This is a genomic window from Pollutimonas rozaliensis (assembly GCF_048751585.1).
Classification (GTDB): domain Bacteria; phylum Pseudomonadota; class Gammaproteobacteria; order Burkholderiales; family Burkholderiaceae_B.
In genome coordinates this window covers 181,195-195,199 of sequence record NZ_JAZHOB010000003.1, presented here as the reverse complement: position 1 = coordinate 195,199, position 14,005 = coordinate 181,195, and the positions used below count along the sequence as shown (strand labels likewise).

Sequence of the window (14,005 nt, the reverse complement as noted above, 5' to 3'; positions counted from 1 at the left end):
CCGATATGACCACACCCATTGCCGCTCCCGCGCTGGAACACCTGGCCACCCTGCTTGTCGACGTGGCGCCGCCGCAGGAAGTCGGCCAGACGCCCGCCGGCCGGCGCCGGGTTATTCCCATCGTCGGCGGCACGGTCAAGGGCGCCGTGCTGTCCGGCCGCATCCTGCCCGGCGGCGCCGACTTTCAGTCCATCCGCTCGGACACCTACACCGACATCCATGCCCGCTATGTCATCGAAACCGATGCGGGCGAAACCGTCTACGTGGAGAACACCGGCATACGAACCGGCTCGGCCGAGGATATCGCCAAGCTGGCACAGGGCCAGCCGGTGGATCCGGCCCGCATCTATTTCCGCAGCTACCCCAGATTCGAAACGGCTGCGCCCCGACTGGCCTGGCTGAATACGCATCTGTTCCTGGGCACCGGCGCACGGTATCCGGATCGGGTCGAATTGAATTTCTTTGCAATACGTTGACAAGACAACCAGGAGACAACCCATGAAAACCTCTACCCTTGCCGGGCTGCTGTCGGCCGCCTGCATGACTTTTGCATCGGCGGCCGCGCCGGCCGCCTATCCCGATCAGCCTATCCGCATGACGGTGGGCTTTCCCGCCGGCACCGGCCCCGATATCGTCGCCCGCACAGTCGGCGAGCAACTGTCCAAGGAACTGGGGCAGTCGGTCGTGGTGGAAAACAAGGCCGGCGCGGGCGGGCAGATAGCCGCCTATTCGGTCGCCCACAGCGCCCCCACCGGCTACAACATACTGCTGGGCGAAGTCGGCTCCATCAGTATCTCGCCCGAGACCACGTCCAATTTAAGCTATGCGCCGCTCAAGGAGTTCGAGCCCATCACCGAAGCCGTGCGGGCCAATTTCGTGCTGGTCATTCCGGCCGACTCGCCCTACAAGACGCTGAAGGAATTCGTCGATGCCGCAAAGAGCAGCAGCGACCGCTACAACATCGCCACCTTCGGCGCCGGCACGCCGGGCCACTTCGGCGCCGAGATGCTGGCCGATGCCGGCGGCTTCAAGATAGAACCCATTCATTACCGCTCCACCGGCGATGCGGTCACGGCCATCATCGCGGGACAGGTGCAAGGCGCCTTCGTGACCACCGCCATGGCGGCGCCGCAACTGGCATCGGGAAAAATGCGCGCCTTGGCCATCACCGGCGCGGAACGCACTAAAATGCTGAGCGACATACCGACCTTCAGCGAGCAGGGCATGCCCAAGGTGGATTTCGGCGCCTGGTTCGCCTTTTTCGCTCCCAAGGGCACGCCCGGCCCTGCGCTGGACATCCTGAATCAGAAAACGATAACCGCGCTGAAAGCGGAAAGCGTGCGCAAGCTGCTGGAGGGCAACGGCTTTGTCATTGTCGGTTCTAGCCGGGAAAACCTGGGCGAATTGCTGGTCTCGGAACAGAAGCGCTGGGCCGACGTGGTCAAGAAGACCGGCTTCAAGATCAACTGACGGTGTGCAGGGCGGCGCCCAGGCGGGGCAGCACCCGCCTGGCATTAGCCGCGCTCGCGTGAACAATGTCTTCGCGCGCCATGCCGCGCAATTCGGCCAGCACATCGGCGATGCGCGCCACCTCGCCCGGCTCATTCCTGGCCGCCGGCGCGCCGGGCTCGCCCAGCCAGGCCGGGGGAATGTCGGGCGCATCGGTTTCCAGCACCAGGGACTCCATGGGCAACTGTGTCGCCAGCCGCCGTATCTGCAAGGCCCGCTCGAAGGTCATGGCGCCTCCGAAGCCCAGGGCGAATCCCAATTCGATGAATTGCCGGGCCTGCTGGAAGCTGCCGTTGAAAGCGTGCGCGATACCGCCCATGCGCGAGCGCGGTCTCAAGTGCTTCAGCAATATATCTTGTGAACGCCGCACATGCAGCAGCAAAGGCAGCCCATAACGCTCGGCCAGATCCAGCTGCGCGGCGTAGAACCGCTCCTGCTTTTCGCGCATGGCGGGCTCTTTCAGCCTGGGCAGGAAAAAATCCAGCCCAATCTCGCCTAACGCCACGAAAAGCGGATCATCCAGAGATTGCTGGATCCGCGACTCCAGCTCGGCCAGGTCCGCCTCTTGCGCATCGGGTACGCAGATGGGATGTATTCCCAGGGCGTAGACGCCGCCCTTGAAGGAATGCGCCATATCGCGCACGGTATCGAAATTGGATAGGGCCACGGCGGGAATCACGATGGCGCTCACGCCCCGCCCCGCCGCCCGCTCAATCACGGCCTTGCGGTCCGCCTGGAACTCCGAGGCGTCAAGATGGCAATGCGTATCGATCAGCATAGGCCTCCCTTTTACAGGCGATGCCCCGAAGCCGCTTTAAGCCGGAGTCAGGGGCGGCGTTTCGGGGTCGACAAGGCGGCCCTTGTCCATGGACAAGCGCCTGTGGGCCAGCGCGGCCAGCGCCGGATCGTGCGTCACGATAGCAAACGCTGTGCCGAACTCGCGGTTCACCTGGACCAGCAGGTCGAACATGCTTTCAGCCGTGTAGCGATCCAGGTTGCCGGTGGGCTCGTCGGCCAGCACGCAAGTCGGCCGCGTGACCAGCGCGCGCGCCAGAGCCACACGCTGCCTTTCGCCCCCCGATAACTGGCCGGGATAATGGTCGATGCGCTCGGCCAGGCCGACTTGCTCCAGCACGACCTGCGCCTGCTCGCGCGCCTTGTTGCGATTCTGCCGGCGCACGATGAGCGGCATGGCCACGTTATCGAGCGCTGAAAATTCGGGCAGCAGATGATGGAACTGATAGACGAAGCCCAGGCTGCGGTTGCGCAATTGGCTGCGCTGCGACTCGGACAATCCGTGGGCGGACTCGCCGTTGATCAAGACAGTTCCCGATGTGGGCTGATCGAGCAGCCCCAGGGTATGCAGCAGCGTACTTTTCCCCGATCCGGATGCTCCGACGATGGCGACCATTTCGCCGCGATCGACATGCAGGCTGACGTCGCGCAGCACCGGAATGGTCTGTCCGCCTTCGCTATAGGTCTTGACCAGGTTGCGGGCGCTCAGCGCATGAATAGGGATGGCATCAGTCATGTCGCAGCACCTGTGCGGGTTGAAGGCTGGACGCGCGCCAGCTGGGGTACAGCGTGGCCAGCAGCGACAGCACCAGCGAAGTCGCGGCCACGACGGCGATGTCCTCGATTTGGGGACTCGAAGGCAATTCGCTGATGAAATAGATTTGCTGCGGCAGGAACTGCACGCCCAGCATACGTTCGATGAAAGGCACGATCACGTCGATGTTGTACGCCACCAGCATGCCGAAACCCACCCCCAGCAAGGTGCCCACCACGCCGATCAGCGAACCCTGAACCAGGAAAATGCGGGCGATTTCACGCGGGCTTGCGCCCAGTGTGCGCAAGATCGCGATGTCGGAACGCTTGTCCTTGACGGCCATGACCAGCGAGGACAGAAGGTTGAATGCCGCCACCGCCACGATCAGCGCCAGTATCAGGAACATCATGCGCTTTTCAGTCTGCACGGCGGCAAACCAAGTGCGGTTGTTCTGCGTCCAGTCCTGCGCGTGCACGAAGGACGGCAGGGCTTGGGTCAGTTGCCGGGCCACCAGCGGAGCCTGCTGCATGTCGGCGATGCGCAGGCGCACCCCGCTGGTGCCGCTGTCGCGGAACACCTTGGCGGCATCCTCGTAGTTGATGAAGGCCAGCGAGGCATCGTATTCATAGTATCCGGAAGAAAAAATACCCGATACCGTGAACTGGCGCATGCGCGGCGCGAAGCCGGCGGGCGAGATCGATCCCTGCGGCGCCAGCACCAGCACCGTATCGCCGGTGCCGACCCCCAGCGAATTGGCGATCTGATTGCCCAGGACGATGGAAAAACTGCCCGGCGCGAGCGCATCGAGACGGCCGGCGATCATCTGCCCCGACACATCGGATACAGAGCCTTCAAGCTTGGGATCGATGCCGCGTATCTGAACGCCGCTCAGGGCTTCGCCGCGCACGATCATGCCCTGGGCCGCCACAAAGGGCGCCGTCCCGCGGACTTCGGGATTCTTGCCGGCCATGTCGGCAATCTGCCGCCATTCCTGCAAGACCTGTTCCGGCCCCATGCGCGGCACGTACAACTCTATATGCGGCAAGACCGACAGCATGCGATCGCGCACCTGGGTCTGGAACCCGTTCATGACCGACAGGACGATAATCAGGGCCGCCACACCCAGCGCGATACCCGCCATCGAGCTGGCCGCGATGAACGACACAAAACGGTCGCCGCGCCCAACCCGGCGCCGGGAACGCGCAAGGCCGGCATAGCGGGCCCCTATCCATAATTCATAAGACATCGTAAAAGCCACCGTTTCCCATTGACACTACAATCCAGGAATGCGAATCGTACTACCTGGCGCCCTGCCCGACCCTCGCGAAGCGCGCGAATTGATTTCTTACCTGCCGGCCACCGCCCCGACACTGCTGGGCTGGCTGGAATGCGGCCGCGCCAAGGCCATCCCAGCCGATCCGGCTGGGGCGGCCTGCACGCCGTTCGAGCAATGGCAACTGATCCAACGCGGCTTCCGGCCCGCAGCCGGCCGGAATTTTGCCACAGGGCTGGGCCCCTTGTTGGCGCCTCGCGCCGAATCCGATCAGCCGGTATGGCTGGCCGAACTCGTGCACGTGTCGCCTTCCCGCGACGGCGCGGCATTATTGCCCGCAAGCGAACTGGCCATTACGCCAGACCAGAGTGTAGCCTTGTTCGAATCCGTGCAAGCGCTGTGTACCGAAGCCGGCTTCGCGCTGCACCCCTGTGGCACGGATCGCTGGCTCATCGATCCGCCCAAGGATTACCGGCCGCAATGCGCCAGCCCCTCGCTGGTCGCCATCACTTCGGTCAACGACTGGTGGCCGCAAGACATGGAGGGCCGCCCTTGGCGCCGCCTGGTCAACGAAGTGCAGATGATGTGGTACGAGCATCCTGTCAACCAGGCGCGCTACCGGCAGGGACTGGTTCCCATCAACAGCCTTTGGCTGTTCGGCGGCGCAAGCCCAAGCCAGTTCACGAAAGCACCCGTTCTCGAGCCTGAAACGCAGGTGCATGGCGATCTGCTTGCGGCCAGCATCGCGCACGATTGGGGCGGCTGGCTGGCCGCCCTGGGCCAGTTGGAAGCCCGCCTTTTCCAGCCTCTGGCCGGGGACAAGGCGCCTGAAATCGTCCTCATCGGCAGCGACCGCATCATCGAAGTCCAATCCGCCGCGCTGGGCCGATGGACGCAATGGCTGCCCGGCAGCCGCAATGCATGGAGAAAGTGGTGGTCACACCAAGACTAAGCACACGGCCCGCCGATTTCGAGGCGGCGAAGATGTTGGAAGCCGCGGGCATACACCCCCTGCTCTCGCGCCTGTGGGCGGCGCGCGGCGTACGCCACCCCAGCGAAACGCAATTGATCTGGGCGGCCATGATCCCTCCCGGCCAGTTGACGCATGTGCAGCATGCGGCCGCCGTGCTGGCCGATGCAATACAAGCGCGCAAGAAGCTGCTGATCGTGGCCGATTACGACTGCGATGGCGCCACGGCCTGCGCGGTCGGGCTGCGCGCCCTGCGCGGCATGGGCGCCGTTGTCGATTTCCTGGTTCCCAACCGTTTTGAAACCGGCTACGGGCTGTCGCCGGCCGTCGTCGCGCTGGCCGTACAGCATCACGCCGGCAAGCCGGACATGCTCATTACCGTGGATAACGGCATAGCGAGCATAGACGGGGTCGAAGCGGCGACGCAGGCGGGCATCGATGTCGTCATCACCGATCATCACCTGCCTGGCGAAACCCTGCCTCGGGCGCTGGCCATCGTCAATCCGAACCAGCCCGGCTGCGGCTTTCCATCCAAGAACCTGGCCGGCGTAGGCGTCATTTTCTACCTGATGCTTGCCCTGCGCGCCGAACTGCGCCAACGCGGCGTCTATGCGGCCGATGGCGGCCCGCGCCTGGACAACCTGGCCGACCTGGTTGCGCTGGGCACGGTGGCCGACGTAGTCAAGCTGGACGCCAACAACCGCCTGCTGGTCACGCAAGGCCTGCAAAAAATGCGGGCCGGACGCATGCAGCCCGGCCTGCGCGCCCTGTTCGCGGTGGCTGGGCGTGAGCCTCGCCAAGCCAGCGGATTCGACCTGGGCTTCGCTTTGGGACCGCGCATCAATGCGGCGGGGCGGCTGGCCGACATGAGCATAGGCATACATTGCCTGACCACGGACGATGAAGGCCAGGCGCTGGAGCTGGCCCGGCAGCTGGACGCCATGAACCAGGAACGGCGCGGCATAGAAGCCACCATGCGGGAAGAGGCCCTGGCCACCATCGAAACCTCGCTGCCCACCATGGGCGCCAGTGTTTGCGTATACCACCCCGACTGGCATCAGGGCGTGGTGGGATTGGTAGCCTCGCGCCTGAAGGAAACCTACTGGCGCCCGACATTGGCCTTCGCCCGCTCCGACGCGGGCGAGCTGCGCGGATCGGGCCGCTCCATACCCGACGTGCATCTGCGCGACGTGCTGGACCTGGTCTCCAAGCGCCACCCGGGCATCATCCTGAAATTCGGCGGCCACGCCATGGCGGCCGGCCTGAGCCTGCGCGAGGATGCCTACGATATTTTCGTTGCCGGCTTCGACGCCGCCGTACAAGAACTGAGCGGCCGCAAAAGCTTCGATCCCGTCATCGAAACCGACGGCTCCCTTGAAACGGGCTATGCCAACGCCGACGTGGCGGGACTGCTGCAGCAGCAGGTCTGGGGCGCGGGATTCCCGGCGCCCGTGTTCCGTGACACCTTCCATGTGCGCCAGCAGCGGCTGCTGAAAGAGAAGCACCTGAAGCTCAACCTGGAACGGGGCCACCAGCGCTTCGACGCCATCTGGTTCAATCACGCCGACATGCTGCCCGAACATATCGACGCCGCCTACCGGCTGGACCAGAACACCTGGAACGGCATGGTGTCGGCGCAATTGATCATCGAATACGCCTGCGGGTCGCAGGCTTAAGCGGCGGACCGGGCCGGCAGCGTCGCCAGCAGCAGGCCGGCCAGAGCAATGACGAAGGCAATCACCTGCAGTCCGCTCAAGGTTTCACCCAGGACCAGCACGCCCACCAGGGCGGCGCTGATGGGCAGCATGACGGTGAACACCCCGGCCCTCGAAGCCGGCACGGATTTCAAGCCGGTCATCCATAGCCAGACTGTCCACACGCTGGCCGCCAAGGCGTAGAAAAGCAGCAAGGCCCACATTTCGATGCGCACCGCCGTGAAATCGAAATGCAGCGCCGTATACAGCCCGAAAGGCGTCATCAGCGCGAAGCCCCATAAATTGATGACGGCGCTGATGCGCTTGGGGCTCATCACCGCGGTCAGCTTCTTGCCGATGACCGCATAAGACGCTTCGCACAGGACGGCGCCGAAGATCAGCACATTGCCCAGCCAGGCCAACCCCTCTTTCGAATCGCCTGGCTGGCCCGGCTCGCCGGCCTGGGCCAGCGACAACAGGCCTATGCCCAGGGCGCCGCAAGCCACCGCCGCCCATACCCGGGGACCGATTTCCTCTTTTAGAAAAATCCAGCTCATCAGCGCGACCATGGCCGGAATGGCGGACATGATCACGCCGGCCGACACCGCGCTGGTCAGGCTCACGCCCATGATCATGCACAGCGTGAACAGGAAGTTGCCCAGAAAGGACTCCAGGAAGATCAGCTTGCGGGTCTGGGACGACAGGGGCCGCTCGCCCGCTGGCTTGCGTAGCCAGCGCAGCATCGCGATGCCGCCTATGCCGAAACGCAGCCATCCCAAAAGAAACACGGGCAATACCATTGCCAAGGGTTTGGTAAGCGCCACGTAGGCGCCCACCAGCGACATGCTCAGCGCAAGGGAACCGTATGCAAGCAATTGGCCTGGAGGCTTAGTCATCGAACCGCCGGGAAGAATTCATGTAGACGGCATTATCGCCGAAGAAAACTTCAGCCCATCGCCATTATCAGCATGTTCAACGTAGTACAATAAGGGTTTACGCCATCGCGCGGGCTTATTCGGCCTGCGCCTTTTTGTTCGCGCGCACCCCGCGCAACATTTGCCTGCATCGCATTACCCCGCCTTTGCTCGCATCGCCCGGCGGAACAAACAAAATCCATCTTCTATTGCGGCCCCTGCCGCCCATGGGTTCCATGCCAAGGCGTGGACTCGGGGTTCGGCTGCGCCCTAAAACACTAAGGACACACACCATGCAGGCCATTGCCCGCCTGAGCCGTTTCGTCGGCAACACATTCGCCATCTGGGTATTGCTGTTTGCAATACTCGCCTTTTTCGCCCCGGAACAATTCACCTGGATCGTGCCCTACATCGTGCCTTTGCTGGGCATCATCATGTTCGGCATGGGCCTGACCCTATCGAAGAAAGACTTTTCGGAAGTCTTCAAGCGCCCCGTAACCGTGCTTATCGGCGTGTTGGGCCAATTCATCATCATGCCCAGCCTGGCCTGGATTCTGTGCCAGGCGCTGAATCTACCGCCCGAGATCGCCGTGGGCGTGATCCTGGTGGGCTGCTGCCCGGGCGGCACAGCGTCCAACGTGATGACCTTCCTGGCGCGCGGCGACGTGGCCCTGTCGGTGGCAATCACTTCGGTAACCACCTTGCTGGCGCCCGTCGTGACACCCGCCCTTATCTACCTGCTGGCCAGCCAATGGCTGGAGGTGAGCGCCGCCGCGATGTTCTGGTCCATCGTCCAGGTCGTGATCCTGCCCATCGTCCTGGGCCTGATCGCCCAGGCTCTGCTGCGCGACAAAGTCGAAGGCTGCGTCAATGCGCTTCCGCTGGTTTCGGTCGTTGCCATCGTCGCCATCGTGGCGGCCGTGGTCGCCGCCAACCAGGCCCGGATCGCCACCACCGGCCTGCTGATCTTCGCCGTCGTGGTGCTGCACAATGGACTGGGGCTGCTGCTGGGCTATTGGCTGGCGAAGTTGGCGGGCCTTGGTGTGGCCCAGCGCAAGACGCTGTCCATCGAGGTTGGAATGCAGAATTCCGGCCTGGGCGCGGCGCTGGCTACCGCGCACTTCTCGCCGCTTGCCGCCGTCCCCAGCGCCATCTTCAGCGTCTGGCACAACATATCGGGACCCATCATCGCCACGCTGTTCCAGCGCTTCAAGAACGACGACAAGGACGTCGCGCCGACATCCCCCGGCACGGCGGCCACCGAGTAAACGGCGGCGCGCGATGCCAAGGCCGCGGCTTATGACGCCGCGGCCTTGGCGCCCGGGCAGTCGGGCTGACCGTCCATCATTTGCTTCGCCCCCTCCTGGATCTGTTCGGGGGTCAGATCGCGCACATGCGTGGCGATCGACCAGCGATGGCCGTAGGGGTCTTCAACCAGCCCATAGCGGTCGCCCCAGAACATATCCTGTACGGCCATGATTTCCTTCGCGCCCGCCTTGACCGCCTTGGCGAAAGCCGCGTCGGCGTCATCGACGTAAAGATGAATGCTTACCGGCGAGCCTTTCAGCGACTTGGGGCTCATGGAGCCCCATTCCGGCACCTCATCGACCAGGAAAATGGCGGAATCGCCTATTCTCAGGCAGGCATGGGCCAACTTTCCGGGCGCCATCTCCAGCCGGGTCTCTTCAGTCGCATCAAATGCCTTCTTGTAAAAATCGATCGCTTTCAGCGCATCGGCGCACACCAAGTGCGGCGTGACGGCGCTCATCCCAAGCGGAATCGGACGGACCTTGCTGGCTCCATCCGGATCCAGATCGAACAAAGCCTTGCTGGTCCGCATATCGAAGGGAGCCGAAAAATGCTCATGGACAATGGCCCACTTACCGCCATTTTTACGATAGCTGGAGGTCATGCGCATCCAAGAGGCTTTTTCCTCGCCGTTATCGTCCTTCATGCCGCAACGGATCAGGCCATGGGCGATCGCCAGACCGTTTTCCACCTGGATGTCGAGCTTGCCGGCATCGAAGACCATGTCGCCCGGACACATGGCCAGGCAGGCTTCCCAATGCTTGCCGTAAGCCTCCACCCCCTTGAACTGCAATTGCTGGACGGCGTCGAACGCCACCACATCCGGGGCGTAATGCGACAAGATGCCTTTTGTATCCCGCGCGCGTACCGCCTTCAGCCAACTATCGATTGATTGCCGCACTTCTTCTTGTGCCGTATTGGCGCCTGCGTAATCCATGGTTTGTCTCCTGATTTGAAATGGAATGACTGAAGGGACGGCAAGCCGCGCTGCCCGCGCCGACCACCCTCCCCTTGTCATTGAGCGTCTATTTAATCTTTTTTAGTCCTAAAAAACAACTATTAATTATTGATGAAGAACTAAATGTGCTAGAGTGTTACGTATGGCAATAAAACGAAGTTATTACGATGCGTGCGCCGCTGCGCATGCCCTGGACCTGGTGGGCGAACGCTGGGCCCTGCTGGTGGTTCGAGAACTGCTTCTTGGACCCAAGCGCTTCACGGACTTGCGCAAAGGCCTTCCTTCCATCAGTCCCAATGTGCTTACGCAGCGCCTGAACGAACTCGAAGCCTCCTCGGTCGTTTTGCGGCGCAGGCTCCCTCCCCCGGCGGCATCCTGGGTTTACGAACTGACCGATTGGGGAAAAGAGCTGGAGCCGGTGGTGTTGGGGCTGGCCCGCTGGGGCGTACGCTCGCCCTCGTTCATGCGCGGGGGAAGGCTGGGTGCCGATTCGCTCATGCTTTCCTTCAAAGTGATGTTCGACCTGGATCGCGCCCAGGGCCTGTCATTTTGCATACAGTTGGAATTCGACGATGATGTCTTCTATGCGCGGGTCGCGGCGGGTCAGTTGACCATAGCCCGAGGCCAAGCCGATCTGCCCCAGGCATCGATACGCTCCGATCCGCAGACCGTGCTTCACCTGGCATACGGCAAGGCCAGCCTGGATACCGCCATCAAGGGCGGCAAGCTGCATTGCACCGGCAGCAAATCCGCCATCGAGCAGTTTTTCAGTTGTTTTGAGCTACCGGAACGCGCTCAGGATACGGCGCGGGACCGGGACGACAGCACGATGCCGCCGACAATGAAAAAGAAAGCCACCGCATGATAGGCATGCGGCGTTTCGCCCAGAAAGGCCGATGACATCAGGGCGGCGAACAAGGGCGTAAGGTTGCTGAAGAACCCGGCGACAGTCGGACCGACGCGCCGCACTCCGGCGCCCCAGCACCGGAAAGCCACAATCGCCGGACCGATCGCGAAATAAAGCAGTGCGGCCGCAAGCCCCCAGCTCCAATGTATCCGCGCATCGGTCAGGGCCCACTCGCCGACGGCGAGCCCGCCCGACCACACCGCGCCGAAGGAAATCTGGGCCAGCAGCAGCGTAGCCCAATTGCGCCGGATCTCCGCTTCGTTGCCGGCATGCATCAACAGCCAGCTGTAAAACGCCCAGATTATCGTCGCCACGATCATGAACACATCGCCGGCGACAAAGCGCAGGGCCAGCAATTGCTGCCACTGGCCGTGGCTGAGCACCACCAGAACGCCGCTCATGGACAATGCCGCGCCGGCAAGCTGGTGCCCGCTTATGCGCGAGCCAAAGAACAGCAAGCCGATCACCAGCATCCAGACCGGCATGCTGGCGCCCACCAGCGTCACGTTGATGGGCGTGGACGTATGCAGCGCCATGTACTGCAAGGTGTTGTACAAGCCTATGCCCAGCAGGCCAAGCACGGCATAGCGTTTCCTGTCCGCCCACAGCCCGCTGCCCCGGCGAAAAACGGAATGCCCCAGAGGCAGCAGGATGACAAAGGCGATGGCCCAGCGCAGAAAGTTAAGGGTAACCGGCGGGACCAGGTCGCTGACGATACGTCCCAGCACCGCATTGCCCGCCCAAAGAAACGGTGGAATGATCAAGAGCAATACGGTCGAGGGCGTGATCTTTTGATTCATGGACAAGCCGGCGTTGCGCCGAAAAACGCGACGGGCATCGCCGCGAAGCGCTATCGTAACGCAAAGCCCGCGCCCTACCGCTCGATGAAGGGCTGAAGCAATTGCATGGCAAGTTCAGCCTGGCTCTCCTGCACATCAGCGTTTGCGCATTCAGGCTGTTGGCCACCGGACCGGGATACATTGAACTGAAAGCGCCCCCGCGCATCAGGAAAGAAACGCCGTACGCGTTCATCAATGATGCAATGACCGCCGCTTCCGACTCCGATTTTGGACAATAGATTGGTATCATATTTGTTTCCTTGTTCATTTCCCCACGCCTGCCGCGATCCCGGCGCTGAAGCCAGCTTAAACCAGTTATGCCGTCCGGGCATCGTTCGCAGCACCGATCCCAAGCCGGAGCAAGATTTTTCATGGCCGTTTTCGATATCCATCCCATAGTTCAAGACCTGAACGCCATCCGGCAGGATTGGCGCGCAGCCCAAAGGCGTTCACGCGAGCCCGGCGGGCGCGAGTTCCCTTCGCCGCAGGCCATCTCGCATATCCTGGACGACCTGAAGGGCGTGCTGTTTCCCATGCGCCTGGGCCCGCTCGACCTGCGCCAGGAAAGCGAGGACTTCTACGTCGGCCACACGCTGGATTCCGCCTTGCACGCCCTGTTGCATCAGGTACGGCTGGAAATGCGCTACCAGATGCGCCATGAACATCACAATGAAAGCGAAATAGAGGAAAAGGCCATTACGGCGGTGCAATCCTTCGCCGGCTCGTTGCCGGAAATCCGCCGCCAGCTCGATGCCGACGTTCTGGCCGCCTTCCAGGGCGACCCCGCCGCGCGCAGCGTGGATGAAGTCCTGCTGTGCTATCCCGGCGTGCTGGCCATGATTCATCACCGCGTCGCTCATCAGTTCTACAAATTGGACCTGCCTTTGCTGGCGCGCATGTCGTCCGAACTGGCCCACTCCCAGACCGGCATCGACATCCACCCCGGCGCCCAGATCGGCCCCAGCTTCTTCATCGACCACGGTACGGGCGTCGTGATCGGCGAAACGGCCATCATTGGCCAGCGCGTGCGCATCTACCAGGCCGTCACCCTGGGCGCCAAGCGTTTCCCCACCGACTCGAACGGCAAGTTGGAAAAAGGCCTGCCCCGCCACCCCATCGTGGAAGACGATGTCGTCATATACGCGGGCGCCACCATATTGGGCCGAGTGACGCTGGGACGCGGATGCACGATAGGCGGCAATGTGTGGCTGATCGACGATGTGCCGGCCGGGGCTCATGTGACCCAGGCCGACTCCCTGGGCACGCGTACCTGCGACCCCGCCGCCGCGGACTCAACCGTGTAGTCAGCGCGCCGGGCGCATGGCATCAAATAGCGCGCTCGACCGCCGCCTTGGCATGGATCAGGGTGGTGTCGAACAGCATGACGGAACTATCGGCCTGCTTCACCAGCAGGCCGATTTCCGTGCAGCCTAGTATCACCGCCTGCGCGCCCCGGGCCGCCAGCGCATCGATGATCCGCAAGTACTGTTCTCGGGATTCCGGAACGATTTCTCCCTGGCACAGCTCCCGATAGATCACATCGTGGACGATCTTGCGATCGGACGTGTCGGGCACCAGCACTTCCAGGCCGTACTTCTGTTCCAACCGTCCCTTGTAGAAATCCTGCTCCATGGTGAAAGCCGTGCCCAGCAAGCCTACGCGCTGGATGCCGTGCTTGAGCAATTCTTCCGCCGTGGCATCGGCGATATGCAGCAAGGGAATGCAGATGGCTTGTTCTATCTGGTCGGCAAGCTTGTGCATGGTGTTGGTGCAGATCAGCAAAAAGTCGGCGCCGGCCGTCTCGATGCGCTTTGCCGCCTTGACCAGGATGGCTTCGGCGCCCTCCCAATCCCCCGCATGCTGGAGCTTCTCTATGGTTTCGAAATCCACGCTGTAAAGCACCAGCTTGGCGGAATGCAGTCCGCCCAATGCCTTCTTGATGCCCTGGTTGATTTCACGGTAGTAGTCCGCCGTGCTCTCCCAGCTCATGCCGCCAAGTAATCCTATCGTTCTCATTGTCTATCTCAAAGCAGGTTCACGCATTGCGGCATTATCGCAAGAATGCGCAAAAAGCCCCGCGAAAC

At 62.5% G+C, this 14,005-nt stretch carries 15 protein-coding genes and 1 pseudogene; 7 read left to right on the top strand and 9 right to left on the bottom strand.

The window, feature by feature from the left end; genetic code table 11:
- Window positions 1-5: 5 nt before the first annotated feature.
- Window positions 6-476 carry a DUF3237 domain-containing protein gene (locus tag V0R37_RS06880; RefSeq protein ID WP_420373816.1) on the top strand — a complete coding sequence of 157 codons (471 nt, stop codon included), beginning with the start codon at window positions 6-8 and terminating at the stop codon, window positions 474-476.
- Window positions 477-498: 22 nt separating this feature from the next.
- Complete coding sequence (locus tag V0R37_RS06875) at window positions 499-1,470, top strand: Bug family tripartite tricarboxylate transporter substrate binding protein (RefSeq protein ID WP_420373815.1); 972 nt, start codon at window positions 499-501, stop codon at window positions 1,468-1,470.
- Here V0R37_RS06875 and V0R37_RS06870 read toward each other — a convergent pair.
- From V0R37_RS06870 to V0R37_RS06860, 3 genes are read right to left on the bottom strand one after another with little or no spacing between them, the layout of a single operon-like run.
- The gene (locus tag V0R37_RS06870; protein ID WP_420373814.1) at window positions 1,463-2,287 is read right to left on the bottom strand and encodes a TatD family hydrolase; all 825 of its coding nucleotides are present in this window, start codon (window positions 2,285-2,287) and stop codon (window positions 1,463-1,465) included. The genes V0R37_RS06875 and V0R37_RS06870 overlap by 8 nt on opposite strands.
- Window positions 2,288-2,323: 36 nt before the next feature.
- Window positions 2,324-3,040 (bottom strand): lipoprotein-releasing ABC transporter ATP-binding protein LolD, encoded by a 717-nt coding sequence (lolD, locus tag V0R37_RS06865; RefSeq protein WP_420373813.1) that lies wholly within the window; start codon window positions 3,038-3,040, stop codon window positions 2,324-2,326.
- Window positions 3,033-4,304, bottom strand: coding sequence for a lipoprotein-releasing ABC transporter permease subunit (locus tag V0R37_RS06860; protein ID WP_420373812.1), 1,272 nt, complete (start codon window positions 4,302-4,304; stop codon window positions 3,033-3,035). Before V0R37_RS06860 ends, lolD begins: the two co-directional genes overlap by 8 nt.
- Window positions 4,305-4,344: 40 nt before the next feature.
- Here V0R37_RS06860 and V0R37_RS06855 point away from each other — a divergent pair, with 40 nt between their 5' ends.
- Both V0R37_RS06855 and recJ read left to right on the top strand, forming a co-directional pair.
- Window positions 4,345-5,283 (top strand): hypothetical protein, encoded by a 939-nt coding sequence (locus tag V0R37_RS06855; RefSeq protein ID WP_420373811.1) that lies wholly within the window; start codon window positions 4,345-4,347, stop codon window positions 5,281-5,283.
- Window positions 5,265-6,977 carry a single-stranded-DNA-specific exonuclease RecJ gene (recJ, locus tag V0R37_RS06850; RefSeq protein WP_420373810.1) on the top strand — a complete coding sequence of 571 codons (1,713 nt, stop codon included), beginning with the start codon at window positions 5,265-5,267 and terminating at the stop codon, window positions 6,975-6,977. The genes V0R37_RS06855 and recJ overlap by 19 nt, the downstream gene beginning before the upstream one ends.
- On the opposite strand, the gene V0R37_RS06845 is transcribed toward recJ, so the two are convergent.
- Window positions 6,974-7,891, bottom strand: a complete 918-nt coding sequence (locus V0R37_RS06845; RefSeq protein WP_420373809.1) for a DMT family transporter — start codon at window positions 7,889-7,891, stop codon at window positions 6,974-6,976. The genes recJ and V0R37_RS06845 overlap by 4 nt on opposite strands.
- Window positions 7,892-8,202: 311 nt before the next feature.
- Between V0R37_RS06845 and V0R37_RS06840 the strand changes: the two genes are divergently transcribed.
- A complete protein-coding gene (locus tag V0R37_RS06840) occupies window positions 8,203-9,177 on the top strand; it encodes a bile acid:sodium symporter family protein (protein WP_420373808.1) in 975 nt (324 codons plus the stop codon).
- A gap of 29 nt (window positions 9,178-9,206) precedes the next feature.
- On the opposite strand, the gene V0R37_RS06835 is transcribed toward V0R37_RS06840, so the two are convergent.
- The gene (locus V0R37_RS06835; RefSeq protein WP_420374036.1) at window positions 9,207-9,749 is read right to left on the bottom strand and encodes a VOC family protein; all 543 of its coding nucleotides are present in this window, start codon (window positions 9,747-9,749) and stop codon (window positions 9,207-9,209) included.
- 15 nt (window positions 9,750-9,764) lie between these two features.
- A pseudogene (locus tag V0R37_RS06830) lies at window positions 9,765-10,154 on the bottom strand (YybH family protein); the annotation flags it as partial.
- A gap of 163 nt (window positions 10,155-10,317) precedes the next feature.
- Here V0R37_RS06830 and V0R37_RS06825 point away from each other — a divergent pair.
- Window positions 10,318-11,040 (top strand): winged helix-turn-helix transcriptional regulator, encoded by a 723-nt coding sequence (locus tag V0R37_RS06825; protein ID WP_420373807.1) that lies wholly within the window; start codon window positions 10,318-10,320, stop codon window positions 11,038-11,040.
- Here the strand turns inward: V0R37_RS06825 and V0R37_RS06820 are convergent.
- Window positions 10,971-11,882 (bottom strand): DMT family transporter, encoded by a 912-nt coding sequence (locus tag V0R37_RS06820; protein WP_420373806.1) that lies wholly within the window; start codon window positions 11,880-11,882, stop codon window positions 10,971-10,973. The genes V0R37_RS06825 and V0R37_RS06820 overlap by 70 nt on opposite strands.
- 74 nt (window positions 11,883-11,956) lie before the next feature.
- A complete protein-coding gene (locus V0R37_RS06815) occupies window positions 11,957-12,313 on the bottom strand; it encodes a hypothetical protein (RefSeq protein ID WP_420373805.1) in 357 nt (118 codons plus the stop codon).
- Here V0R37_RS06815 and epsC point away from each other — a divergent pair.
- Complete coding sequence (gene epsC, locus V0R37_RS06810) at window positions 12,293-13,225, top strand: serine O-acetyltransferase EpsC (protein WP_420373804.1); 933 nt, start codon at window positions 12,293-12,295, stop codon at window positions 13,223-13,225. The two genes, V0R37_RS06815 and epsC, sit on opposite strands and share 21 nt — an antisense overlap.
- 22 nt (window positions 13,226-13,247) lie before the next feature.
- Here the strand turns inward: epsC and V0R37_RS06805 are convergent, their stop codons facing one another.
- On the bottom strand, window positions 13,248-13,937 hold the full coding sequence (locus V0R37_RS06805) for an aspartate/glutamate racemase family protein (protein WP_420373803.1): 690 nt from the start codon (window positions 13,935-13,937) through the stop codon (window positions 13,248-13,250).
- Window positions 13,938-14,005: the final 68 nt, after the last annotated feature.